Raw genomic sequence first — 23,390 nt, 5'->3', positions numbered from 1 at the left:
AACAGCGTGACCCAACCAAGCGGCAGCTGCCTGTGCGGCGCAGTGGCCTTCGCCATCGAAGGTGAATTCAAGGATTTCTTTCTCTGTCACTGCAGCCACTGCCGCAAGGGCAGCGGATCGGCCCACGCGGCCAACCTGTTCGCGCCCAATGCGCGGTTGCGCTGGCTGCGCGGCGCGGACAGCGTCGCCAATTTCCAGCTGCCCGGAACCCGGCATGTGCGCGCCTTCTGCCGCCACTGCGGCTCCGCGCTGCCCAACGAGGCGCTGGCAGAGGGGCTGGTCATGGTGCCCGCGGGCTGCCTGGACACCCCCCTGACCCTGCGCCCCAGCGCGCACATCTTCACCGCAAGCCGCGCCGGCTGGGACAGCGCGCTGGAACAGGTGCCCGCGGTCCCGGGTTCTCCCGCCATGCCCGGGAACCAGGCCGGCTGAGGCAAGCGCCGACGGTTTCCAGGCAGTGCCCTGCTCCCATGCCGTCCACCTGGGAAGCAGCAGCAGTCCTCCGTCTTTGCCGCCACGTCCCGGGCCCGTCGCGCCGTGTCCCGGCGCGCTCTCTCCGGTACACTGTGGCGCCAGAACCGGAACCGTGAATTTCGATGCCCGCCACTGACCCGCGCGCCCCCCTGTCACCGATTGCCCACGCCTACGCGCGCCTCCTCGCGCCGGCGCTGGAGCAGTCCGCGCCCGGTTTCGGGGAGGGCATGCACCCGGTCGTGTCCTGGCAGCGCAGCGGCCTGTCAGCCCTGTGCGGCAGGCCCGACGGGCCGCCCGGGTTTTGCCCGGTACCGCTGCCCGACTGTGCGGATGGCGCTCTGGCGGCGTTTCGCGCCATCACTGGCAAGAATGTATTGCCGGGCCTGCGCGGCGCCGACCTGCTGGTCGAGCGCGCGCGGATTACCGGGCACCGGCGCAACGGCGGCGCCTCGCTGTCCGGGGACTGCCGCCTGCTGGCCTGCAGCGATGCCGTGCTGGGCGTCAACCTGCCGCGGGACAGCGACTGGGAGTTGCTCCCCGCGTGGCTGGAAACGGCCCCCATCGCCGGCTGGGAGGCCCTGGCGGAACAGCTGGCGCACCGGCCCGCCGCATTACTGCTGGAGCGCGCGCGCCTGCTGGGACTGGCAGTGGTGGAGGCGACCCGGATACCCCGCGAACAGCAACCCTGGTGCCGCGTTACCCGCTTCCGTGACGCCTCCCCCAATGCTCAGCGTCCGCCGCGGGTCATCGACCTCTCGAGCCTGTGGGCAGGCCCCCTGTGCAGCCGCCTGTGGCAGGCTGCGGGCGCGGAGGTCATCAAGGTGGAGAGCCTGCAGCGGCCCGACGGCGCGCGCAGCGGGCCCGCGGAGTTTTTCGCGCGGATGAACAGCGCCAAACAGGAACTCAACCTCGCCCTGCACACCCCTGCGGGACAGGCGCAGTTGCGCGAACTGGTGCGCAGCGCGGACATCGTGCTGGAGGCCTCGCGGCCCCGGGCCCTGCGCCAGATGGGGCTGGTAGCGGAGGACATCCTCGCCGAACAACCGGGCCTCAGCTGGCTCAGCATCACCGGCTATGGGCGCGCAGAACCCCAGGCCAACTGGATCGCCTACGGCGACGACGCGGCGATCGCCGCGGGACTCTCCGCGGTCATGCATGCCGCCAACGGCCAGTGGCTGGTGGTCGGCGACGCCATCGCCGACCCGCTCACCGGCCTGCACGCTGCCCTCGCTGGCTGGGAGGCGTGGCGCAGTGGCGGCGGTCAACTGGTGGACGTGGCGCTGGCCGGGGTCGTACGCCACTGCATCACCGCCACCGCGCCAGAAGATGGCGACTATGCCACCCGCTGCCGGCATTGGCTGGCGCAGATGGAAACGGATAGCGGCGATGACTGAGGCAACACTGATTCGCAACGCGGAGCTCTACGGCAGCGGCACGCTGGCCGATGTGCGCCTCGCGGGCGGGGTTATCGACCGTATCGGCAGCGCGCTGCCTGCAGGACCCGGCGATAGCGTTGTCGACGCCAGGGGTGCCGCCCTGTTGCCCGGCCTGCACGACCACCACATCCACCTGGTGTCCCTGGCTGCGGCCCTGCAATCCCTGTCCTGCGGCCCGCCCACTGTGGCCAACGCCCAACAGCTGGCCGCCGCCCTGCGCGCGGCCAACCAGGAGGCCGGCGACTGGCTGCGCGGCATCGGCTACCACCCCGCGGTGGCCGGTGACATCGACCGCCACTGGCTGGACCGGCACATCCCCGACCGCCCCTGCCGCATCCAGCACCGTGGCGGGCGCCTGTGGGTGTTGAACAGCCGCGCCCTTGCGGAACTCGGCCTGCTGGCCACCGGCGCGCGACCGCCGGGGCTGGAACTACGCGACGGCGAAGCTACCGGGCGACTCTACGAGGAAGACCTCTGGCTGCGCCGGCAACTGCGCAGCCGCATCCCGGACATCGGTGTCGCCAGCCACCTGCTGGCCTCCTACGGCATCACCGGCCTGACCGATACCACCCCGCACAACGGGGTCGAGGAATGGCGCTTCTTCGGCGCACAGCAAAACAACGGCTCGCTGCTGCAAGGGGTCCGCATGATGGGTACCACAGACATCGCCGGATGCGAGGAAACGGACGCGCTACAGCGCGGGGAACTGAAAATCCACCTGCTGGAATCGCAGTTACCGGAGTTCGGGGAGCTGTGCCGGGCCATCGAGGCCGCCCACCGCAGCGGCCGCGGCGTCGCCGTGCACTGCGTCACCCTGGCTGAACTGGTCTTCACCCTGGGCGCTTTCGAGAGCGTGGGCAGCATCGCCGGCGACCGCATCGAGCACGCCTCGGTCACCCCCGACGAACAGCTGGCGCAGATTCGCGCGCTGGGCCTGCGGGTGGTGACCCAACCGCACTTTATCGCCGAGCGCGGCGACCAGTACCTCGCGGAGGTCGACCCGCGGGACCAGCCCTGGCTCTACCGCTGTGCGGGTTTTCGCAATGCCGGAATTCCCCTGGCGGCGGGCTCTGACGCCGCCTTCGGCCAGGCCGACCCTTGGGCTGCCATGCGCGCCGCGGTAGAGCGCAGGACGCCCTCGGGCAGGGTGCTCGGTGCGACCGAGGCGCTCAGCCCGGAGCAGGCACTGGCCCTGTTCCTGTCCCCCGCGGACGCTCCGGGCGTCTCGGTACGCAAAGTGGAGGCCGGCGCGCTGGCGGACCTCTGCCTGCTCGATCGCAACTGGGGGCTGGCCCGCGAAACCCTGCGGCACACGCTGGTGCGCGCGGTCTGGCGGGCCGGGCAATTGATCCACGGCCAAAATGCCTTAAACGGGCAGGTCGACTGACTCGGCCACTGCATCCACCAGCCCCCACCCGAGTGCTGTGGCAGCGGTTACGCGCTTGCCCGAAAGCACCATCCACGCCGTGCGCTGACGGCCGATGCGGCGGCTGATCGACACGCAGCCGCCGGCGCCGGGAATCAGGCCGAGTTCCAGTTCCGGCAGCTGGAAAAAGCTTTTCGGATGGGCGGTGACCCTGCCGGCGAAGGCCGGGAACTCCGCGCCCGAACCGAGACAGGCGCTGTGGACGAAACAGTGCACCCGGTCCGCGCAGCGCGCCAGCAGGCGCCCTGGCAGGCAGAGGCTGCGAATCCGGTGCGCTTCGGCGGTATCGGTGGCAAGCCCGAACTCGCGCAGTTCCCCGCCCACGCTGAAACAGGCGCCCGCCGCGGACAGTTCCACCCGGGTGATGCTGGTGTCGAGAATCACCAGTTCGAGCAGTTCCACCAGGGCGTCGCGCATTTCCACGGTCATCGAGTTGCGTTCCCGCGGCCGGTTGAGGCGGGCGTAGATAACGTCGCCCTCGCGGGAGAGCTGCACGGCGGCGCCGTCGCCGCCCGCCACCGGCGCCGGTGGCGCTTGCCGCGCCTGCAGCCACGCCCGGTGCCCCGCCCCGCCCTGCAGGGTGGCGTAGGCGAGGGACTCGACATTGAGGGCCAGTTCCAGCGGCAAGCGTTCAACCGCGCGCAATACCTGCACCAGCGCGAGGGCAGCGGCAGGCTGGCGCGCGATGTTCGCGGCCAGCGCCTGTGCCGCGCGCGCCGAATCCACCACCACATCGGCATTGGCGACGGCGCCCGCGCCCACCGCGATGACCGGCATCGGCTGCTGCAGCAGCCAGTCCGCGGTCGCGGGCACCTCTGCGAGGGGCAGTATCAGGCTGTCGGTGTCAGGCATGCGGGGCATTCCGGCGAAAACCGATGAGTGTAACCGCGCCCTTCGAAAGTGCAACGCGTGCCGCCGGCGGTGCATTGATGTCGAAGGCCGGCCATTCCGCCAGCGCAGGGCCGCCGCGCATTGACAGGCCGCTGGCGCACTCGCACCATAAGCGGCTGACCCGCTAACTGATAACAAAAGGATTTCCAGACCATGACAGACTCAAAACGTCCGCGCCTGCTTGTCACCGGGGCTACCGGCGGCATGGGCAGGGCAACCTCACTGGCCGCCATCGCCAAAGGCTACGACCTGCTGCTGGCCGACCTCGACGGGGACAAGCTCGCCGCACTGGCCGCGGAATGTAGCGCTGCCGGGGCGAACGCCGACTGGTGCGTGCTCGATGTCACCGACGCGGCAAGCGTGAGTGCGCTGGCCAGCGCCGCCGCGGAAGGCGGCATCGACGGAATCGTCCACACTGTCGGCCTGTCGCCGACCATGGCCGCCGGGAAGCGTATCGTGGAAGTCGACCTGATCGGATTCATCGCCACCCTCGAGGCCCTGCGCCCCAGCCTGAATGCCGGCGGCTGCGCTGTCTGCATCTCCTCGATGAGCGCCCACATGGTGCCGCCGAATGCGGAAATCGAGGCGCTGCTCGCCGACTCACAGGCGCCGGACCTGCTGGAGAAACTGGCCGCGCTGCCCGGGACGCCGCTGGACAATGCCTCGGCCGCCTACCCCTACAGCAAGAAGGCCCTGATCAATTACGTGGAAGCCCGCGCCGGCGAGTGGGGCAGGGAAGGCAAGCGCCTGGCGACCATCTCCCCCGGCCTGATCGACACCGGCATGGGCAAGCAGGAAGAAGCTGCGGGCAAGGACATGTACACCTGGATGGAGACCCTGATCGCCATGGGACGCCACGGCGAGCCGGAGGAGATCGCCAGCGCGGCACTGTTCCTGGTGTCGCCGGCGGCGTCCTACGTTTCCGGCATCGACCTCAAGGTTGACGGCGGTTTCGTCGGCAGTTTCCGCGAGATGCAGCGCAACCAGGCCGGCTGAGCCCGCCTCCTACCACATCAGGTCATCGGGAATCTGGTAGTCGGCGTAGGGGTCGTCCTCATCGACGGCCTCGACTGCCTCGTTCCTGACCAGCACGCGGGCGGCGTCGCGCTGGCTGATTTTTTCCGCCACCGGGGCCGGCACCAGTTCATAGCTGCCGTTGAGCACGACGATGGCCAGCAGGCCCCGCACCAGCTGGTCCTGTTGCTTGGCGGTGACATAGATTTTCTTGATTTTTTTGCCGTGGCTGAACTGGTAGGCCACTTCGTCACGGCCACCTGACGCGCCGGGGCGGGCGACCCGGTTCATGGTGATCAGTTGTGCGATCTGGGCGTCGATAGCCCGCCGTTCCGCCTGGGCCTCTTTTTGCCGGTTGAGTTCGCGATCCTTTTCCGCCTTCTCGGCCAGCGCCTGCTGCGCGGCCAGCGCCGCCTCGCTGACCTGTCGCTCGCCCTTCGGCGCTTGCCGGGCCTCCTTGCGTTTTTCCTTGTTGATCTGCTTCGCCTTCCTGGCGTCCGCGAGGCCGGACTTCAACAATTGTTCCTGCAGCGATGACATGGTTCCAGGGCTCTCTGTGCTGACTGTGACTCCATGCTATTGTAGCCGGACTTGAAGCGCCGGCCCAACGCCTGCCCGGCTGGGCAGCGCTTCCCCTACACCTCCGCGGCACAGGTAACCACCCGATTGAACGTTCAGCCCTTCCTGCACCTTGCCTGTCCGCTGGACGATTCTCCCCTCACCTGTACCGGCAGCGCCTGGGTCTGCGCCAGCGGCCACAATTTCGATATCGCGGCCAGGGGATATACCCATCTCCTGCCGGTCCAGCACAAACGCACCCGCGACCCCGGCGACAGCAAGGCCATGGTGGCCGCGCGGCAGCGCTTCCTGGCTGCCGGCTTTTACCAGCGTATTGCCGATGCGGTGAACCGCGCGCTGCTCCCCGACGGCCCCGTTGCGGAACAGCTCAGCTGCCTGGATGCGGGCTGTGGCGAAGGCTACTACCTGCGCGAACTGGTTGCCGCCTACCCCCAGCAGGCCTTCGCCCTGCTCGGCGTGGATATTTCCAAGTGGGCCGTGCAGTCGGCGGCAAAGCGCGATGCGCGCCCCAACTGGGTGGTTGGCAGCAACGCCCACCTGCCGGTGCAGTCCGCCAGCATCGATCGCCTGCTCTGCCTGTTCGGCTTCCCCGTCTACCCCGAGTTTGCCCGGGTGCTGAAACCCGGCGGACTGATCGTGCAGGTGGATGCCGGGAGCGAGCACCTGCAGGAGGTACGCCAGATCATCTATCCCCGGGCCAAGCCGGCGCGGCAACCGCACAACGCCCCGCCGGAAGGGTTCAGCCTGGCTGCGGTAGAACGAGTCACCTACCCGGCCAACCTGTACGGCGCCGATATCATCAGCGACCTGCTGGAGATGACCCCGCACTTCTTCCGCGCCAGCGCCGAGGGGCGCGCCGCGCTGTCGGAACTCGACAGCATCCGGGTCACGGTGGACGTGCAGGTGGCGAGCTACAGCCGGAGCGGCTGAGCCGGCAAGGGTTTTACCCTCCCCCAACTGAGCCCAGCGCGATACCCGCGCCCAGTATTGCCCCGAACACCATTGCGGTAAGCGCGAGCCTTGCCGTCAGCGGGCGCAGGGCAACCGGGTCGCCCCCCGCCGCGGTACGCGCCACGCCGACAGCCCAGGGCAGCGTCAGCCAGGCCGCCAGGCCCCAGGGGCTACAGAGCCCGACCAGGACGAACAGCGGTATCGCCAGATAGGCGCAGGCCAGCAGCCCCCACAATACCCGCACGCTGGTGCGGGGACCCGCGCGTACCGCGATCGTGCGCCAGCCTTTTTGCGCATCCCAGTCGCGATCGCGCAGGTCGTCGATCACCGAGACCCCGGTGACCAGCGCGCCCACCGGCCAGCCGACCAGCCATACCGCCCAGGGCAGCGTTGCGCCCTGTCCGTGGGCGGCGGCCTGGATGTAGTAGATTCCCGCCACGGCGACAATGCCGAACATCGCGAAGAACACCGGCTCGACCAGGCCCACCCGCACATAGGCGGGTCCTCCGGCGTAGGCAAAACTCGCGGCGCAACCGATGAGCCCGAGCAGCAGGACCGGCAGTCCCCCGATGGCAAGCAGATAGGGCCCGGGCAGGATCGCCAGGAAGAAGCAGAGCAGCGTCGCGGCATAAAGGCGTTTGAGGGGCAGTGCCCCCGATTCCACCGCCGCGTTGAGCTCGGGATGCTCGCGGATAGCGGGGTGACGCCGCAGCAGTTCGTGGTTGTCCATGAACACGCCACCGAGGTGGATAAACCAGCTCGCCAGAAACCCCAGCAGTGCCGGCAGCGGCGCAAACACGCCGTGGTGCAGCGCGAGCCCGACGCCGACCAGTACCGGTGCAAGTGCGGTTGGCAGGGTATGTCCCGGGTACAGCAGCAGCTGTATCCACAACTGGCGGGTTGCCGCAGTCATCGTTACCTCGTGAAAAATCCGTCCGGAAAAGCCTGGCAGTTAAGCCCGGCAGAGCACTGATTGCCAATAAAACTGTGAACCAGGTCCACTGTGAGGCAGTTATCAAAATTTAACATTGCATTTGTGAAGGGCAAAAATCCAGTCAATAGTGATCATCAGGCGCAGGCAAATGCGCCGGACAATAATCAATAACGGAATACGGGAAGGCAGGGAAAACTATGAAATCCAGTGCATCTGTCTTAGCGGTACTGACACTGACAAGTCAACTGGCCCTGGCGGATACGCCAGCCGAAACCACCACCCAGGCTGGCGAGAGCGCAGTCGTTGCGGGCAGTCAAATCACTACTCCCGCAGCGCCCGCCGCGACCGACAGCCAGATCAAGTCACTGGAGCGCGACCTCCGGCCGAGCCTGCAATCCAGGCTGGACGCGCAGATGGACTTTGCCATAGAGTCCCGGGCGCTTTCCCGCGAGGCGATTGCCAGCGTCGACTGAAGCGGGTTACCTGATCAGGCCTCCCAGGCCAGCGTCAGGTTGCGGATCGACAGCAGTCCCGGGTAGACCGTGGAGTCCGTGCCGGGCTTGATGCGGAATTCGGGAATGCGCCTGAACCACTCGTCGAGCAGGATGCGCAATTCGGAGCGCGCCAGGGGTGCGCCCAGACACCGGTGCACACCGAGGACGAAGGTCGCGTGACGGTTCGATTCGCGTTGCGGGTTGAAAGTGCGCGGATCGGCGAAGCGGCGGGGATCGAAATTACCCGCCGGGTTGACGCACTGCACGGTCTCCCCGGCCTTGATGGTAACACCATGCCAGTCGAAATCCCGCGTCGCCTTGCGCGAGGAACTGAGGATGGGCTGGGTGCGCAGGAATTCCTCCACCGCGGTATCGATGATTTCCGGGTGCTCGCGGATCTGCCGCTGGATCTCCGGTTGCAGCGCCATGCGCCGGAACATCTGGCTGATGGTCGCGGCAACCGTATCGAGGCCGCCCAGCCAGAGAAACCAGACCATGCCGATTTTCTCGTCGTCGCTCAGCGCCTTGCCCTCGATCTTGCCGTGGACGATTTTCGATACCAGGCAGTCATCGGGTTCGCGCTCTTTCTCGGCGATAAAGCCGCGCAGGAACTCGAGCACGGCGCGCAGCGCCGCCTGCATCTTGCCGAGGTCGCCGGAGTGCAGGATGTTCCACTCCCAGTCCAGGAACTGCTCGAACATCGGCGCGGGAAAGCCCATCAGTCCCATGAAAATCCGCACCGGGTAGACCCGGCCGAAATCCCAGGCGACATCGACCTCGCCCCGCTGCGCAAACTCGTCGATCATTTGCACTGCCAGCGCGCGCATGTCGTCCTGCATCAGGCTGAGTCGTTTCGGCGTGAAGTGCGGCATCAGGTAGCGGCGGTACTTGCCGTGCTCCGGCGGATCGATGGCCAGGGGAATGGAGCGGAAAGTCTCGCCGATCAGCGCCTGGAATTCCGCCGTACCCTTGTTGGAAAAATACTCATTATCCGTGTAGACGCGGTTGATATCGTCGTAATGGGTCACCACCCAGGTGCCGTTGCCCATCCCGGCGACTGCGCCGAGGCCGCTGCTGACAGGCACGTTGTAGAGAATCCGCGGGATATCGTCTCCGGCGAGCCAACCGCAGGGCTCGTAGGGATCGACGAGATCGTTGGGCACCGAGCCCATGGCCCAGTTGATATCGACGATACGGTCCCGGGGGACGTGGGGCGGAGCGTCGAAGTCGGCGCGGATGGCGTCGAGGGTGCGCGGGTGCGGCATGATTCCCAGCCTTTTTTATGTGTTATCGCTGCAAGGGTAGACTGTCGAACCGGGCAAATCCAGCGCCCCGGGTTGCGCTGAAATTGTCATCGCAGGCAAAAAACCGTGTAAAACAACGGCGCGCGGCCTCGGGCGGCCTCACGGGAATTAACAAAATTTCATGAACCCGAACGTCAGGGCAGGCTGACCACCTCGCGCTGCTCTCCCGCCGGGAAATAACCCGGGCCGATACTGCCCGGATCGCCCCAGCAGGTGATAACGCCATCGGCATAGCGGGCACAGACCTCCCCGGAAGATCCACTGATCTGCACGACATCCACCAGGCCGGGCATTGCAACCGGCTCGGTCGCATCGCTGCTCTCACCCTCCAGTAGCGGGCCATAGGCGCTGCCCCAGCAATACACCGATCCGCGTTCGACCAGCGCACAGGTGAATGCGCTGCCCGTCACCACACCGATGACATCGTCGAGGCCCTTCACCGCCACCGGCTGTTCCGAGGCATTCAGGCTACCGTCCCCCAACTGGCCGGCAGTGTTATCGCCCCAGCACTGCAGGCGCCCCTCACCCAGGGCGCAGGCATGGGTGCTGCTGGTGTCGATGGCATCGATATTACTGAGGCCAGCTATCGTTACCGGCGCATTTGCCCCGGATCCGGAAGCGCCATCGAAGATGGACCAGCACTGTACGCTGCCATCGCTCAGGAGGGCGCAGGACTGGAAGGCGCTGGAATAGATTCCGCCGCTGCTGATGGACTCTACACCTGACAGCGCAGGAAAGGCCGCTGGTGTCGCCGTATAGTCGATACTGCCGTCTGCATAGGCCTCGCGTACGCCCTGCACCAGCACTTCGCCGGCATCGCCAATGGCATACAGCGAGTAGGAACCGATACTCAGGGCAGCGGTACCATCGAGGCCCGGCACCGCCCGCGGCACCAGGATATAGTCATTCTCGTCCACACCGCTCTCCCAGGCGGGCAGGAGGTTGGCGGAAAGATTGGCAAGCCCCCAGCAGGACACGCTCGCATCGCCCAGCAGCGCGCAGCTCTGGCCGCCGCCCAGGCTGAGCGCAGCGACATCGGCCAGGCCGCTGACCGGAGTCGGCACACCAGTCGCCGTGCGGCTGCCGTTGCCCAGCTGGCCGTAGCCGTTATCGCCCCAGCACAGGGTGTCGCTACCATCGACCAGCGCGCAGCGATAGCCCTCGCCCGATTCGATACCGGTAGCGCCCTCGATTCCCCCTACGATGAACGGCCCTACACGACCAGCAGCCGGCCCGGTGCCCAGCAGGCCATCGATATCCGATCCCCAGCAGCGCAACTCCTTCGATTCCCCCACGGCACAGGTCGCGAGGTCGCCGGCATTGATGGCGCCTGCCGCCGTCAAGCGCTCAACCCGCAGCGGCGCCAGGGAATACGGCGTCCTGTCGTAGGTGCGCCCCAGGGTTCCGTGAAAATTCGCACCCCAGCAATCGACCAGCCCCTCGCCCGAGAGGACACAGGCGTGCCGGTTGCCGACGCTGAGCTGGTGAACATTCCCGAACTGGGCGACCTGCACCGGCAGCGTCGAGCTGGCGAAGCTCTCCCCCACAGCGCCGGTCAGCACATCGTCGCCCCAGCACCAGACCTGGTCGCTGTCGGTGAGCGCGCAACTCCACTGCTCCCCCACCCCGATGGCCAGCACCCGGCCCGGCAAGCCCTGCACCGCCACCGGCGTCAGTGCCGGTTCCAGCGTGCCATTGCCCAGTTGCCCGCTCTGGTTCGCTCCCCAGCAGAAGGCCTCACCGGCCCCGGTGACGGCACAGGAATGCAGGTACCCGGCGCTGATTCCGGCCACATCGGCAAGCCCCTGGACGACAACGGGTATGGCGGAACCAGCGCTGCCGCCATCGCCCAACTGGCCGTTGCCGTTACTGCCCCAGCAACGCGCCCTACCGTCGGTGAAGGTCGCGCAGGTATGGTTGCCGCCGGCGCTGATCGAGCGCGCTTCGGGGAGGCCATCCACGGCAACCGGTGCTGCGGGTGGAAAGCCCGGACCGGAGCCGAGCTGGCCGTGGCGGTTGAGGCCCCAGCAGTGGATTGTGCCTTCGCCATCCAGGGCGCAGCTGTGCTGGCCCGCGCTGCTCACAGCCACGACATTCCGCAGTCCCGCTACCGCCACCGGCGGAAACTGGCCACTGCGTGCGCCATTGCCCAGCTTGCCGTAGCGCGCGTCGCCCCAGCACACCGCGCTGCCTTCACGGGTCACGGCACAGGCGTGATCGGTTCCGAGGCTGACACTGTCGACACGCAGGGCTTCGAGGTAGCGCACCTGGGTACTGAAGTCAGCTTCAGCACTGCGCAACTCGAACTGGTACTCGCCAGGCGGCAGTTCCGGGGCAATGAATTCAAGTACGTGAGCGGATTGCGAGAGTAGTTCCACCCCCTCGCCGTTCACGGCGAGAGTGGTGCCATCAAGACTGCTACCGGACACAAACACGAGGGAACCGGGAGCGAAAACAGCAGGAGAAATAGCGCTGACCGCCGGAGTTTCCCCCGTGCCATCGCCTGGCGACGGCTCCCCGCCGGTACCGTTACTGCTGCCGGAAGAGCAGCCGCCCAGGCCGGCAGCCAGCAAGAGCAGATAGACCAATGACCGGACAACGTTCCCTGTTGCGTGCATACGACCTCTTCCATGTTGTTTATTATGTCCCGGAGAGTGGCGGACCAGCCAATCCCTGGCTTGATCCCCCCCCTCACCTGTAGCGGGATTATAGGGACGCTGCCAACGTCCAGGCGAGTAAATTCTATCGACAATCGCGCCGCACTACCCTCAGTCCAGGTTGCCGCCGTAAACAGGAAACACACTGGCGTCCCCGTAGTCCTCGATGCGCTGCATGGTGTCGAGAAAGTGCATGTCCTCATCCGAGATCGCAAAATTCACCTCGGTGTTGTTCTGCATATGGGCCGGGTTCGCGGTCTTGGGCAGTGCCAGCAGGCCGAACTGCAGGACGTAGCGAATACACAGTTGCGGCACGGAAACTCCATACCTCTGTGCCATCTGCACGATCGTCGGGTTTTTCAAGAGTTCGCCATGCCCCACCGGCGAATAGGCTTCCACCAGCAGTCCGTTGGCCTGGTTGTATTCGATCAGGTCGAGAGGCATGTTGCTGATATGGGCCAGGATCTGGTTCACCATCGGCTTCACGGAACAGGACTGCAGGATATTCTCGACGTCCTGCTGTTCAAAATTGGACAGTCCGATAGCGCGGAGCTTACCCGCCTTGCAGGCGTCCTCAAGCGCCCGCCAGGCTTCCCGGTTGCCGTCAAAGTGACGGTCTTCGCCGGCAAACTCGACCCAGGGTTGCGGGCTGTGGATGATCATCAGGTCGGCGTAATCCAGACCCAGTGTCTGCAGGGAACCGTCGATGGACGCCACGGCTTCCGCGTAGGATTTGACCTCCGCCGCCAGTTTGGTGGTGACGAAAATATCCTCGCGCTTTACGCCGCATGTGCGGACCCCCTCTCCCACCCCCGCTTCATTGCCATAGGCCTGTGCGGTATCGATGTGGCGGTAGCCCAGCCCGACCGCATCCTGGACAGCACGGGAGGCGCTGTCGTCGGCGATAAACCAGGTACCCAATCCGAGTTTGGGAATTTCTACACCGTTGGCGAGGGTAAACCTTTCTTCCAGTATCATCACATAATCTCCTGTTCCACGTTTCTTTCGCGGTTGGTTCTGTTTCGCGTTTTGTTCTGCTTCGCGTCAAGGTTATCCGGCGTACTGTGCGTCAGTGACCGGTTCCAGCCAGTTGACGTTTTTTCCATCCAGCATTTCCTGCACCGCGATATGACTCATGCCGGTGGTGGAGGTGGCGCCGTGCCAGTGCTTGTGCCCCGGCGGGCACCAGATCGTGTCGCCCGCGTTCACTTCCACCCGGACCTCGCCCTCACACTGTGTCCGGCCTTTCCCGGCGGTAACGATCAGCGACTGGCCGAGGGGATGGGTATGCCAGTTGGTGCGTGCGCCCGGCTCGAAGGCCACCAGTGCGGAGGTGATGCGCGAAGGTTCCTGGGCCTGCATATGGATGGGATCGATGCGTACGTCGCCGATAAACCAGTCTGCGGGACCCTTGATCGAAGCCTGTGATCCGTTGCGTGTAAGAATCATGGTTTGCTCCTCTATGCTGTTCCGGGTATCACTGCGACATATACGTCACAGGTATGGTTCAATCCTGGCCTGCCTGCGCAGGACATCTCTAACCTGCTCATACCAGGCTGCCTGCCTGCTTCTGTCGAAATTGTCCGATCCTATCGATGACTGCAACGCCACTGTCACCGCGATACCGAGTTGATCTCCAATCACACTGACTGCTCTTCTAATAAGCCGATATTTCTCGATCGATGAGAGTATTCTCGACCCCCAGGGCAAGCGACCGATAGAGCAATTCGCTTGAATTATTGCCCAATCCTATCGGCATCCTGAGTTTTATTGGAATTCTCCCGACATCCCCTATAAAGTTGCCGGCAAGGAAAATGCGAGTCATATGGCTACCATGCAGAACTACACTGCGCAGTTGCACCCACACCAGCAGGCAATGGCCGGGGTCATCGCCAGGCACGTACCCGGCACTGCCGACTGGGAGACCCCGGTGCAGAACCTGCTGTTATTTCGCCGCGATGCGCCCACCGAGCCCGATTTCTGCCTGATCGAGCCCAGCGTGGTGCTGGTGGTGCATGGCACCAAGCAGATGCTGGTTGGCGCGGAGGCATTCCCCTACAACACCTCGAACTTCCTGATCACCTCGCTGGACCTGCCGGCCAGTTCCCAGGTGCTCGAGGCCAGTGCCGGGGAACCGTGTCTTGGCCTGGTATTGAAGCTCGATATCCGGGTGCTGTCTGAGTTGATCGCCCAGGGCATCCTGCCCCATGCCCGGGAGCGCTCCGGCCGGCTGAGCGTCGGCCTGGGCACCATGACGCCCGACATACTTGAGCCCTTCAGGCGGCTGGTGGACCTGCTGGATGAACCCGCGGCCATCGCAGTGCTGGCGCCGTTGATCCAGAGGGAGATTCACTACCGCCTGCTGCTCAGCGACCGGGCAGACCTGCTGCGGCAGATCGCGTCCGTGGACAGCCACAGCTACCGCATTGCCAAAGCCGTGGACTGGTTGAAACTCAACTACGCGCAGCCCCTGCGTGTCGACGATCTCGCCGCCCGGGTACAGATGAGCGCGCCCACCTTCCACCTGCACTTTCGCCAGTTGACCACCAAGAGTCCGCTGCAGTACCAGAAATGGCTGCGCCTGAGTGAAGCGAAACGGCTGATGCTGAACGAACACCTCGACGCGTCCAGCGCGGCTTTCCGGGTGGGCTATGAAAGTCCGTCACAGTTCAACCGGGAGTACAGCCGCCTGTTTGGCAATCCGCCAAAGCGGGATGTCGAGCAATTGCGCCAGATGGCCACCAGCCGGGCATAAGTCCGCCAGCGGATGGCGGACGGGGAATAGCCGCGGTTTCGGCGCAACTGCCCCTTGCGAACAGCCCATTTCCCGCGGGCACAAAAAAGCCCGGCGGGATCGCTCCGGCCGGGCTTTTCCAGGGACCGTTATCAGCTGATTTCGCCGATCTCGGTGCCCACGTCGTAGGTCTCGCCTGCAGCGACTTTCTGGGTCAGGGTACCGGAAGCCGGGGCTTCGATTTCCTGCACAGACTTGTCGGTTTCCAGGGTGTAGATGGCCTGGCCTTCTTCCACCTGGGCGCCGTCTTCCACCAGCCACTCGGTGAGCGTGCCTTCAGTGGTAGACATCTGCAGCTTGGGGATGGTCAATGTTGTTGCCATTGTCGTTTTCCTTGAGTGCTATTAAAACAATTCGCGAACGCGCGCGGCGATGGAGCCGACGTTCGGCACCTGCGCGGTTTCGATGATCTTGGAGTAGGCGATCGGGGCGTAGGCCGCACCGAAGCGCGAGGCCGGGGCCTTGAGCTTGCCGAACAGCTCCTCGTTGATGGTCGCGGCGATTTCCGAGCCGAGGCCGCAGAATTCCACCGCGGCGTGTACCACCAGCGCGCGGCCGGTCTTCTCCACAGAAGAGAGGATGCGGTCGTAGTCCAGTGGCAGCAGGGTGCGCAGGTCGATCACCTCGGCACTGATGCCCTCTTTCGCCAGTTCCTCGGCGGCCATCATGCACTGCATGACCTGCCAGCCGTAGGTGATCAGGGTGACGTCGGTACCCTCGCGCTTGACCTTGGCCACGCCCAGGGGGATGCGGTAGTCGCCCACCGGCACTTCTTCCTTGAGCGCGTAAGTCAGCATCATGGACTCGATCTGGATACAGGGATCCTCGTCGAAGATACAGCTCATCAGCAAACCCTTGGCTTCCGTCGGGGTGCTGGGGTAGACCACCTTCAGGCCCGGCTGGTGCAGCAGGGTAGCCTCGGTGGACTGGGAGTGCTGGGCGCCGAAGCCGCCGATACCGCCGCCGGCGATCATGCGCACGGTCATCGGCACATTGGTGGTGGCGCCGGACATGTAGCGCTGCTTGGCGGCGTGGTTGGTGATCTGGTCCATGCACACGCCCACGAAGTCGGCGAACATGATTTCCGCCACCGGGCGCATGCCCACCAGCGCGGAGCCGGTGGCGCAGCCGATGATGGCCTGCTCGGCGATCGGGGTCGGGCGGATCCGCTCGCCCCATTTGCTCTGCATGCCCTTGAAGCACTTGAACACGCCGCCGGGGTCATCGCCGATGTCCTCGCCGAGGCAGTAGACGTTCTCGTCGATCTGCATGGACAGGTCGAGGGCGTCCTGTACCGCCTCGAACATGGCCATGGTCTTGGTTTCACCGGTGAACTCGGGCTCGGCTGCGCGCTTCACGCGCTGGCCGCGCTGCGGCACCACGTCCGGGTCGCCGTAGACGTCCAGCAGCATCTCGTCTTCGCCGGAGACCTCGCTCTCGAGGCCAAAGGCGATCGCCTCGGCGACTTCCGCCTTGGCAGCGGCGTCGATTTCCGCCAGTTCTTCCTCGCTGCAGATACCGTGTTCCAGCAGCAGCTTGCGGGTGGCGGGCACCGGCCATTTTTCCTTGGCGACAGCCAACTCTTCCTTGTCCAGCAGGTGGCTCCAGCCGACACCGGCGTGGGGCCCGAGGCGCAGGGTCATGGCCTCGACGAAGACCGGGCCGTTGCCGGCGCGCACGCTGTCGATGATCTCCTTCATGCCGTTGTAGAAGGCGATCGGGTCGTTGCCGTTCAGGCGCACGCCGCGGAAGCCCAGGGCCTCGGCGCGGGCGGTGAAGTTCTCGCTGGCGGTGTAATCGGGAATCGGGGTGTACTCGCCGATCAGGTTGTTCTGGCACATGAAGATCACCGGCAGTTTCCACACGCCGGCCAGGTTCATGGCTTCGTGCACCGCGCCGATGCTGGTAGCGCCGTCACCGAAGTTGACGATGGTGACCTTGTCGGTGCCGCGCATTTTCTCCGCCAGGGCCAGGCCGTTGGCGATCGGCGCGCCGGCGCCGACGATCGCGGTGGTCAGCATGGAACCGGAGGACGGGTCGGAGATGTGCGGCGAACCGCCCTTGCCCTTGTTGACGCCGTCGATGCGGCCCAGGGCTTCGGCGAACAGGCCCTTCAGGGGCACGCCCTTGGCAACCTGGTCGTGGATGCCGCGGTAGATGGTAACCATGTGGTCTTCACTGGTGATCAGCGGCGCGATGGATGCGGGAATGCCTTCCTGGCCGGTCATCGGCCAATAGGTGAACATGAACTTGCCGCTTGAGAGCCCCGCCTGGATACCCTTGTCTACCTCGTGGATGCGCGACATCTGGCGATAGATCTCGCGCAACGTGCCGTGTTCGATACCAAGGTCATTTGACATAAGGACTGCCTCCAATAATTGGTCTTGTGTGGATTCGGGCGTGGTGACAAACGTGGGAAAGCTTGGCTTCGTTGCCCTGATAGTCTTGCGATAGCGCCGGGTACTTTACCTTATCACCGGCTCAAACCCAATAATCGGGGGCCATTTTCCAGAACTCGCGAATCTCGCGGGCACAGGCCCGCGGCGCCTCGATCTGCAGCAGGTGCCCGTGGTCGGCAAAATCGACCCGGCGCAGGCGCGGTACGCTCGCCTCGATGACATCGCCGATCAGCCGGAAGTCGGGCAGGTCGCGCAGCCCGGTGAGCAGCAGCGTGGGCGCCTGCAACTGGTGCAGGCGCTCCATGTCCGGCAGGGCGCGCACATGGGGGTCGGACTGCCAGTGCACGCCGCTGTAGGCGAGGATGGATTGCCGCAGCTCGTCCGCCGCGGCACTGTGCCGCGCCGGCTCGAACAGGGGGTGTTGCCACCAGCGCTCCCGGGCCTCGTCGAGCCGGCCCCCGCGCATCGCATCGGCCACCGCGCGCCAGCGCTCGCGCCACTCCCCGCTCCATTCCCAGGCAACTATGCCTGGACTCACCAGTACCAGGCTGCGCACCCGCTGGGGATGGGCAAGGGCAAAGTTCAGCGCCACCGCCCCGCCCAGGGAAACGCCGACCAGGTCAGCGGCGTCGATGCCGCGACTGTCCAACACCGCGAGCAGGTCGCGCGCGTGGTCGTAGGGCTGCTCCGGGTCCCAGCCGGAGCGACCGAAGCCGCGCAGGTCGTAGCGCACCGCCGGGATATCGGCGAGTTCCTCCCAGAGCCGGTCCCAGCTGTGGCGGTCGCCGCCCATGCCGTGCAGGAAAACCGCATCCGGCCGGTCGCCCCGGGTTTCACCCCACAGGGTGATTCCGTCCACCACCACGGAAAACTGCTCTGTATGCATGCTCTTCAATCCCCCCGCGAACAGGCCCCCATTATAGTGGTTGGCCTTCCGGGCGCGGGGCGATTATGCTGTTTTTCTTTGCCGAGGTGACTCCATGAAAACCCGCTACTGGCTCCCGATCGCTGTGCTGTTCATCGCCGCCGCCGGTATTTACTGGTTCTGTATGATCCCGGCGACGGTGCACCCGGCGGGCGCCCAGAGCCAGGCGCGTTTCCAGCCCGGACCCTACGCGGTGATCACCGAGACACTCGACCTGCTGGACACGGCGCGCGATACGCCGCGCAACCGCGACCTTCCCGGGCACCCGGGACGCGAACTCAAGGGCACCCTGTGGCGCCCCGACGGCCTGCAGCAGGCGGGGCCCCTGGTGGTTCACAGCCACGGCTTCACCTCCACCCATATCGAGGCGCTCTACCTCGCCAGGTTCCTCGCCAGCCACGGCTACACCGTAGCGGCGGTAGACTATCCCCTGACCAGTTACGGGACACCCGGCGAGCCACTGGTAACCGACGTCGTCAACCAGCCCGGGGACGTCAGCTTCCTCATCGACACCCTGCTGCAGCGCAGTGCCAGCGAAGGCGACACACTGTTTGCCAGTATCGATCCCCGGCGTATCGCGCTGTCCGGTATTTCCCTGGGCGGTCTGACCACGACGCTGGCCACCTTCCACCCCCGCATGCGGGACCCGCGCATCCGTGCGGCGATTTCCATCGCCGGACCAAGCAGCATGCTGCTGCCGGGTTTTTTCGCCGGGGAGGATACGCCCTACCTGGCGATCTACGGCGACCACGACGTGGTAGTGCCCTACCCTGCCAACGGCGCGCCCCTGCCGGAGAAAAATCCCGACACTGTACTGGTCACCCTGCTCGGCGGGTCGCACGCGGGTTTTCTCCAGCTCGGCGCGACCATGATGCGCTTTATGGGCAACCCCGACACCCTGGGCTGCCATTTCGTGCTCGCCGGCCTGGAGAACGGCGAGGCGGCGGAGGACCAGCAGTTCGTCGGCATCCTCGGCAATGCCAGCGAGGGCATCGACGACGGCGCCGAGGTCGACATCTGCAGCACTCCGCCGCCACCGGTCACCATGGCCTCGGCGCGACAGCACATGTTCACCATCCTCGCGGCCTACAGTTTCCTGGAAAGCGTGTTTGACACCAGTGGCGAGAGCCGCAGGAGCGCCCGCGACTACCTGGTGCAGACCCTGGCCGGGGAAAACACCGGGGAGGTGACAGTGGCGGCACCGGCCGCGACGCAGGGGATGGCGGCAGCGCTCTCCGGGCGGTGAGCTGTACCATACCCTGAGCGCTCGCCAGCGATACAGGTTCGCACCCGGACCAGATGCGCCAGCCTGTGGCACTCCGGGGGGGGAATCACCAAGTAACACCAACAACCAATAAGAGAAGCACCGACTGCATGGAAAACTTTACCGTTCACGTTCCGGACGCGGAACTCGAAGACCTGCACTACCGCCTGCGGAACACCCGCTGGACCGACGATTTCGCCAACGAGGACTGGCGCTACGGCGCCGACGCCGGTTACATCCGCTCACTGGCCGAGTACTGGCTGAACGACTACGACTGGCGCGCGCGGGAGAAGCTGATCAATGCCTTTGCCCATTTCCGCACCGATATCGACGGTTTCCCGATTCATTTCATCCACGCCAGGGGCAGGGGGCCCAGGCCCATGCCGCTGTTGCTGAACCACGGCTGGCCCTGGAGCTTCTGGGATTTCCACAAGATTATCGGCCCGCTGACCGACCCCGCGGCCCACGGCGGCGATCCGGAGGATGCCTTTGACGTGGTGGTGCCCTCCCTTCCCGGCTACACCTTCTCCACCCCGCTGCGCAAAACCGGGATGAATTTCTGGAAGACCGCGGACCTCTGGGTGCAGCTGATGGAGCGCCTGGGATACCCCCGCTTCGCCAGCCAGGGCGGCGACTGGGGTTCGTTTATCTCCGCGCAACTGGGCCACAAGTTCCCGGACCGGCTTATCGGCGTGCACCTGCACACGCCGGCGCCGCTGCATTTCATGAGCGGGCGCGGTTACCCGAAGGAGGATTTCAGCGAGGACGAAAAACCGCAGATGCTGAAAATGCGCGCCTTCGGCGCCGAGGAAACCGGCTACATGGCGCTGCAGACCACCAAGCCGCAGACCCCGGCCATCGGCATGAACGACTCGCCCGCGGGCCTGCTGGCCTGGATCGTGGAGAAACGCCGGCGCTGGAGCGACTGCGGGGGCGCGGTGGAGCGCCGCTTCAGCCGCGACGAACTGATCGATACCGCCATGCTCTACTGGATCACCGGGAGTTTCGCCAGTGCGGCACGCTATTACTACGAGGGCGCCCACCACCAGTGGCAGCCGGAGCACGAGAACATGCCCTGTGTAGCCGCTCCCACGGCGCTGGCGATATTACCAGGCGAGATCACCTACCCCCCGCGCAAGTTCGCCGAGCGCTACTACAACCTGCAGCGCTGGACGGAATTCGCGGAAGGTGGACACTTCGCCGCGATGGAAGTGCCCGGGTTGCTGGTGGAAGACCTCCGGGCGTTTTTCCGGAGTTTGCGCTAGCGCACCGCTACAGGTCGGACAGGAAGCGCACGCCGGTCATGTCCTCGGTGAGCGCCCAGAGGCGCTTGCCGGTCTCCAGGTCCTTCGCCAGCTTGTTGACCTTTGCCGGGGCCGGCTTGCCGCCGATTTCCAGGAAGCCGCCGGGACCGTAGTAATCGCCGTTGGCGACGGCGTCACCGCAGGCGGCGAGCATGGTCGGCTCGGAGGCCTGGTCGGGGGTCGGCACCAGGCGCTCCATCTTGCCCTGGAACCATTTCTTGAAGCCGCTGGTCGGCGTGCCGTAGCCGGTTTTACGGGTGATCTCGGTGGCCGCGAAGCCGGGGTGCGCGCCCACGGAAATCACCTTGCTGCCGCTGGCCGCCAGGCGCCGCGCCAGCTCCTGGTTGAAGCTCTGGGTGGCGATTTTACTGCGGGCGTAGGCCTTCATCGGGTCGTACTCGGGCTTCTCACCCTTCCAGTTGAGGTCGTCCAGCGGCAGTTTACCCAGGCGATGGGCGAGGCTGCCGACATTGACGATCCTGCCCGGCTTGGCGGCATCGAAAAACGGCAGCAGCAGTCCGGTCAGGGCGAAAGGCCCGAGGTAATTGGTGGCGAAATGCAGTTCGTGGTCCGCGCTGTTGAAGGTCAGCGGAACGCCTACGATGCCGGCGTTATTCACCAGCAGGTCCAGGTGCGTATAGCGCTGGCCGAAGGTCTCGACAAACGCCGTTATGCTGGCGGGATCGGAGAGGTCCAGGGGAATAATGTCGAGGACCGCACCGGGCACCTCCGCCAACAGTTGTTCGCGCGCCGCTTCCGCCCGCTCCAGGCTGCGGCAACCCATGACCACCGTGTAACCCTTGCGCGCCAGCTTCAGCGTCGTATGGTACCCAAGCCCCGCGTTTGCCCCCGTTACTACCGCAATCTTTACTTCTGACACGCTGTCCCCGCCCTGATAGGTTTGTTTCTGGTGGAATATTGCTACTGGCGGCGTATTAAACCAGAATCACCTGTCAGGGCAAATTGTCCTCTCCCGCGAGTACAGAGGTAACTATGAACGGCAAGGATCACGCGGGCGTCAGCCAGGCCATTCTCACCGAATTCGTCGAGCACGAACTGCCCCTCCTGGAGCGCACGCACAGGGAGGTCGAGGCGGGCCAGGTGCTCAGTCCCGGCGAGATCGAAATGCTCGGCGTGCGCCTGGGCGAACTGCAGGAGTGGTATTCGGTGGCCTACCAGTTCCCGGAGCACAAGCACCTGCTGGCGCAGGCGATAGAGATGATCGACCAGATAACCACCCGGGCCGTGGAAAACGCCCGCCAGCAGGCAGGGCAGCAGCCCCCCGTCTGAAGCGGAGGCGCGACGCCATCCGGCCCTACCGCTCCGCAGCCCCCCCCTGTTCAGTCTGTTCCGGCCCCGTCGTCGACCAGGCCCATCTGCTGTGCACGCTTGCGCCACAGTTCCCGCGCCAGCTTCTGCATGTCCACCGAGGTGTCGGTCTCGTCGACAATTTCGATCCCGAGCATGGTTTCCACCAGGTCCTCCATCGTCACCAGTCCCCGGATGTCGCCGTACTCATCGACGAGCAGGACAATCTGGATCTGCGCCTGGGTCATGTGTTGCATCAGGGCGCCCAGCGGCAGCCGGTCGGGCACCGTGTGCAACTCCCGCCGCATGCTGGAAAGGAGGGTTTCCGGGGGCTGTTTCACCGCGGCGAGGAGCAGGTCATCCTTGCGAATAAAGCCGGTGATGTTGTCCGGCGAACCGGCAAACAAGGGAATCCGGGTAAAGGGCATATTGTGGTGCCGGTGCAGGACTTCCCCGACGGTGGCTGTCTCCGGCAGGGAGAAAAAGACCTGCCGCGGCGTCATGATGTCTTCCGCCGCCAGCGCCCGGAAGCGCAGCACACTGTTTACCGTGGCGGACTCCTCCGGGTGGAAGGTCCCCTCGCTGACCCCCGCTTCGGCCAGCGCGACAAACTCCTCGCGGCTGATCGAATGGGCCGGTGCCCCGTGGGAAATCAGGCGGGTTATCGCCTGCCCGGTAACCACCAGTGGATACATCAGCCAGACCGTGGCGTTGATCATTTCTGCACTGGCCGGCGCCAGCTGCCGCCAGTACAGCGCGCCGAGCGTCTTCGGCACAATCTCCGAAAGCACCAGGATCAACAGCGTCAGGATCGCGGAAATCACCCCGAAATAGGCTTCGCCGAAAATCGACGTGGCCTGGGCCCCCGCGCCCGCGGCGCCCACGGTGTGGGCGATGGTGTTGAGGCTGAGGATCGCCGCCAGCGGCCGGTCGATATCCGAGCGCAGCGACTCCCACAGTGCGCCATAGCGTTTGCCCGCCTGTTTGGCCCGCGCAATATAGGAGGTCGACGTGCGCAACAGCACCGCCTCCATGATCGAACACAGGAAGGAAACGCCCAGCGCAAGTAACACGTAAAATACCAGCAGCCACATATCGGAAACCATGTTATGTCGGAAGTTGGAAAATCGCAGTGCCGTGCTAGTGTACCTGCGTCCACAGTCGATTCCACACGGGTAATTGCCAGCGGGCTCTGCTAGCATTTGCCGAATAATAAACGCTGTTTTCTATTTCCCG

The 23,390-nt window shown here is 65.3% G+C and carries 22 protein-coding genes; 10 read left to right on the top strand and 12 right to left on the bottom strand.

Annotated features, from left to right (window positions below):
- Positions 1–6: 6 nt before the first annotated feature.
- The 3 genes from ACNKU3_RS03405 (at position 7) to ACNKU3_RS03395 (ending at position 3,297) form a co-directional block, all read left to right on the top strand.
- Positions 7–432 (top strand): GFA family protein, encoded by a 426-nt coding sequence (locus ACNKU3_RS03405; protein WP_418258014.1) that lies wholly within the window; start codon positions 7–9, stop codon positions 430–432.
- 164 nt (positions 433–596) lie between these two features.
- Entirely contained in the window at positions 597–1,868 is a 1,272-nt protein-coding gene (locus tag ACNKU3_RS03400) for a CoA transferase (protein ID WP_418258013.1), read from the top strand.
- Entirely contained in the window at positions 1,861–3,297 is a 1,437-nt protein-coding gene (locus ACNKU3_RS03395) for an amidohydrolase family protein (protein ID WP_418258012.1), read from the top strand. Before ACNKU3_RS03400 ends, ACNKU3_RS03395 begins: the two co-directional genes overlap by 8 nt.
- On the opposite strand, the gene ACNKU3_RS03390 is transcribed toward ACNKU3_RS03395, so the two are convergent.
- Positions 3,277–4,188: an enoyl-CoA hydratase/isomerase family protein gene (locus ACNKU3_RS03390; protein WP_418258011.1), complete on the bottom strand. Its 912-nt coding sequence runs from the start codon at positions 4,186–4,188 to the stop codon at positions 3,277–3,279. The two genes, ACNKU3_RS03395 and ACNKU3_RS03390, sit on opposite strands and share 21 nt — an antisense overlap.
- 192 nt (positions 4,189–4,380) lie before the next feature.
- Between ACNKU3_RS03390 and ACNKU3_RS03385 the strand changes: the two genes are divergently transcribed.
- On the top strand, positions 4,381–5,223 hold the full coding sequence (locus ACNKU3_RS03385; protein ID WP_418258010.1) for an SDR family oxidoreductase: 843 nt from the start codon (positions 4,381–4,383) through the stop codon (positions 5,221–5,223).
- Positions 5,224–5,232: 9 nt separating this feature from the next.
- On the opposite strand, the gene ACNKU3_RS03380 is transcribed toward ACNKU3_RS03385, so the two are convergent.
- The gene (locus ACNKU3_RS03380) at positions 5,233–5,781 is read right to left on the bottom strand and encodes a DUF2058 domain-containing protein (RefSeq protein ID WP_418258009.1); all 549 of its coding nucleotides are present in this window, start codon (positions 5,779–5,781) and stop codon (positions 5,233–5,235) included.
- Positions 5,782–5,907: 126 nt separating this feature from the next.
- On the opposite strand from ACNKU3_RS03380, the gene ACNKU3_RS03375 reads away from it, so the two are divergent.
- Positions 5,908–6,750, top strand: a complete 843-nt coding sequence (locus ACNKU3_RS03375) for a putative RNA methyltransferase (protein WP_418258008.1) — start codon at positions 5,908–5,910, stop codon at positions 6,748–6,750.
- Positions 6,751–6,763: 13 nt separating this feature from the next.
- On the opposite strand, the gene ACNKU3_RS03370 is transcribed toward ACNKU3_RS03375, so the two are convergent.
- Entirely contained in the window at positions 6,764–7,684 is a 921-nt protein-coding gene (locus tag ACNKU3_RS03370) for a prenyltransferase (protein ID WP_418258007.1), read from the bottom strand.
- A 218-nt stretch (positions 7,685–7,902) separates the two neighbouring features.
- Here ACNKU3_RS03370 and ACNKU3_RS03365 point away from each other — a divergent pair, with 218 nt between their 5' ends.
- The gene (locus tag ACNKU3_RS03365) at positions 7,903–8,178 is read left to right on the top strand and encodes a hypothetical protein (protein WP_418258006.1); all 276 of its coding nucleotides are present in this window, start codon (positions 7,903–7,905) and stop codon (positions 8,176–8,178) included.
- Between the two features lie 14 nt (positions 8,179–8,192).
- On the opposite strand, the gene ACNKU3_RS03360 is transcribed toward ACNKU3_RS03365, so the two are convergent.
- The 4 genes from ACNKU3_RS03360 to ACNKU3_RS03345 form a co-directional block, all read right to left on the bottom strand.
- Positions 8,193–9,464 carry a cytochrome P450 gene (locus tag ACNKU3_RS03360; RefSeq protein ID WP_418258005.1) on the bottom strand — a complete coding sequence of 424 codons (1,272 nt, stop codon included), beginning with the start codon at positions 9,462–9,464 and terminating at the stop codon, positions 8,193–8,195.
- A 173-nt stretch (positions 9,465–9,637) separates the two neighbouring features.
- On the bottom strand, positions 9,638–12,091 hold the full coding sequence (locus ACNKU3_RS03355) for an RCC1 domain-containing protein (RefSeq protein ID WP_418258004.1): 2,454 nt from the start codon (positions 12,089–12,091) through the stop codon (positions 9,638–9,640).
- Positions 12,092–12,271: 180 nt separating this feature from the next.
- Entirely contained in the window at positions 12,272–13,138 is an 867-nt protein-coding gene (locus ACNKU3_RS03350) for an aldo/keto reductase (RefSeq protein ID WP_418258003.1), read from the bottom strand.
- A gap of 72 nt (positions 13,139–13,210) precedes the next feature.
- Positions 13,211–13,609: a cupin domain-containing protein gene (locus tag ACNKU3_RS03345; RefSeq protein ID WP_418258002.1), complete on the bottom strand. Its 399-nt coding sequence runs from the start codon at positions 13,607–13,609 to the stop codon at positions 13,211–13,213.
- A gap of 376 nt (positions 13,610–13,985) precedes the next feature.
- On the opposite strand from ACNKU3_RS03345, the gene ACNKU3_RS03340 reads away from it, so the two are divergent.
- Entirely contained in the window at positions 13,986–14,915 is a 930-nt protein-coding gene (locus ACNKU3_RS03340; RefSeq protein ID WP_418258001.1) for an AraC family transcriptional regulator N-terminal domain-containing protein, read from the top strand.
- Between the two features lie 131 nt (positions 14,916–15,046).
- On the opposite strand, the gene ACNKU3_RS03335 is transcribed toward ACNKU3_RS03340, so the two are convergent.
- The 3 genes from ACNKU3_RS03335 to ACNKU3_RS03325 all read right to left on the bottom strand — a co-directional run bounded on the left by ACNKU3_RS03335 (position 15,047) and on the right by ACNKU3_RS03325 (position 18,239).
- Positions 15,047–15,277, bottom strand: coding sequence for a biotin/lipoyl-containing protein (locus tag ACNKU3_RS03335; RefSeq protein WP_418258000.1), 231 nt, complete (start codon positions 15,275–15,277; stop codon positions 15,047–15,049).
- A 21-nt stretch (positions 15,278–15,298) separates the two neighbouring features.
- Positions 15,299–17,314, bottom strand: coding sequence for an alpha-ketoacid dehydrogenase subunit alpha/beta (locus tag ACNKU3_RS03330; protein WP_418257999.1), 2,016 nt, complete (start codon positions 17,312–17,314; stop codon positions 15,299–15,301).
- Positions 17,315–17,435: 121 nt separating this feature from the next.
- Positions 17,436–18,239 carry an alpha/beta fold hydrolase gene (locus tag ACNKU3_RS03325; protein WP_418257998.1) on the bottom strand — a complete coding sequence of 268 codons (804 nt, stop codon included), beginning with the start codon at positions 18,237–18,239 and terminating at the stop codon, positions 17,436–17,438.
- A gap of 94 nt (positions 18,240–18,333) precedes the next feature.
- On the opposite strand from ACNKU3_RS03325, the gene ACNKU3_RS03320 reads away from it, so the two are divergent.
- Positions 18,334–19,524, top strand: coding sequence for an alpha/beta hydrolase family protein (locus ACNKU3_RS03320; protein ID WP_418257997.1), 1,191 nt, complete (start codon positions 18,334–18,336; stop codon positions 19,522–19,524).
- 128 nt (positions 19,525–19,652) lie between these two features.
- Positions 19,653–20,807 (top strand): epoxide hydrolase family protein, encoded by a 1,155-nt coding sequence (locus ACNKU3_RS03315; RefSeq protein WP_418257996.1) that lies wholly within the window; start codon positions 19,653–19,655, stop codon positions 20,805–20,807.
- A gap of 7 nt (positions 20,808–20,814) precedes the next feature.
- On the opposite strand, the gene ACNKU3_RS03310 is transcribed toward ACNKU3_RS03315, so the two are convergent.
- Complete coding sequence (locus ACNKU3_RS03310; protein WP_418257995.1) at positions 20,815–21,726, bottom strand: SDR family NAD(P)-dependent oxidoreductase; 912 nt, start codon at positions 21,724–21,726, stop codon at positions 20,815–20,817.
- 113 nt (positions 21,727–21,839) lie between these two features.
- Here ACNKU3_RS03310 and ACNKU3_RS03305 point away from each other — a divergent pair, with 113 nt between their 5' ends.
- Positions 21,840–22,136 (top strand): hypothetical protein, encoded by a 297-nt coding sequence (locus ACNKU3_RS03305; RefSeq protein WP_418257994.1) that lies wholly within the window; start codon positions 21,840–21,842, stop codon positions 22,134–22,136.
- A 50-nt stretch (positions 22,137–22,186) separates the two neighbouring features.
- Here the strand turns inward: ACNKU3_RS03305 and ACNKU3_RS03300 are convergent, their stop codons facing one another.
- On the bottom strand, positions 22,187–23,248 hold the full coding sequence (locus ACNKU3_RS03300) for a CNNM domain-containing protein (RefSeq protein ID WP_418257993.1): 1,062 nt from the start codon (positions 23,246–23,248) through the stop codon (positions 22,187–22,189).
- Positions 23,249–23,390 lie beyond the last annotated feature (142 nt).

This window comes from Haliea sp. E17, from assembly GCF_048323675.1.
Classification (GTDB): domain Bacteria; phylum Pseudomonadota; class Gammaproteobacteria; order Pseudomonadales; family Halieaceae; genus Mangrovimicrobium.
This window is presented reverse-complemented; position numbering and strand designations above follow the sequence as displayed.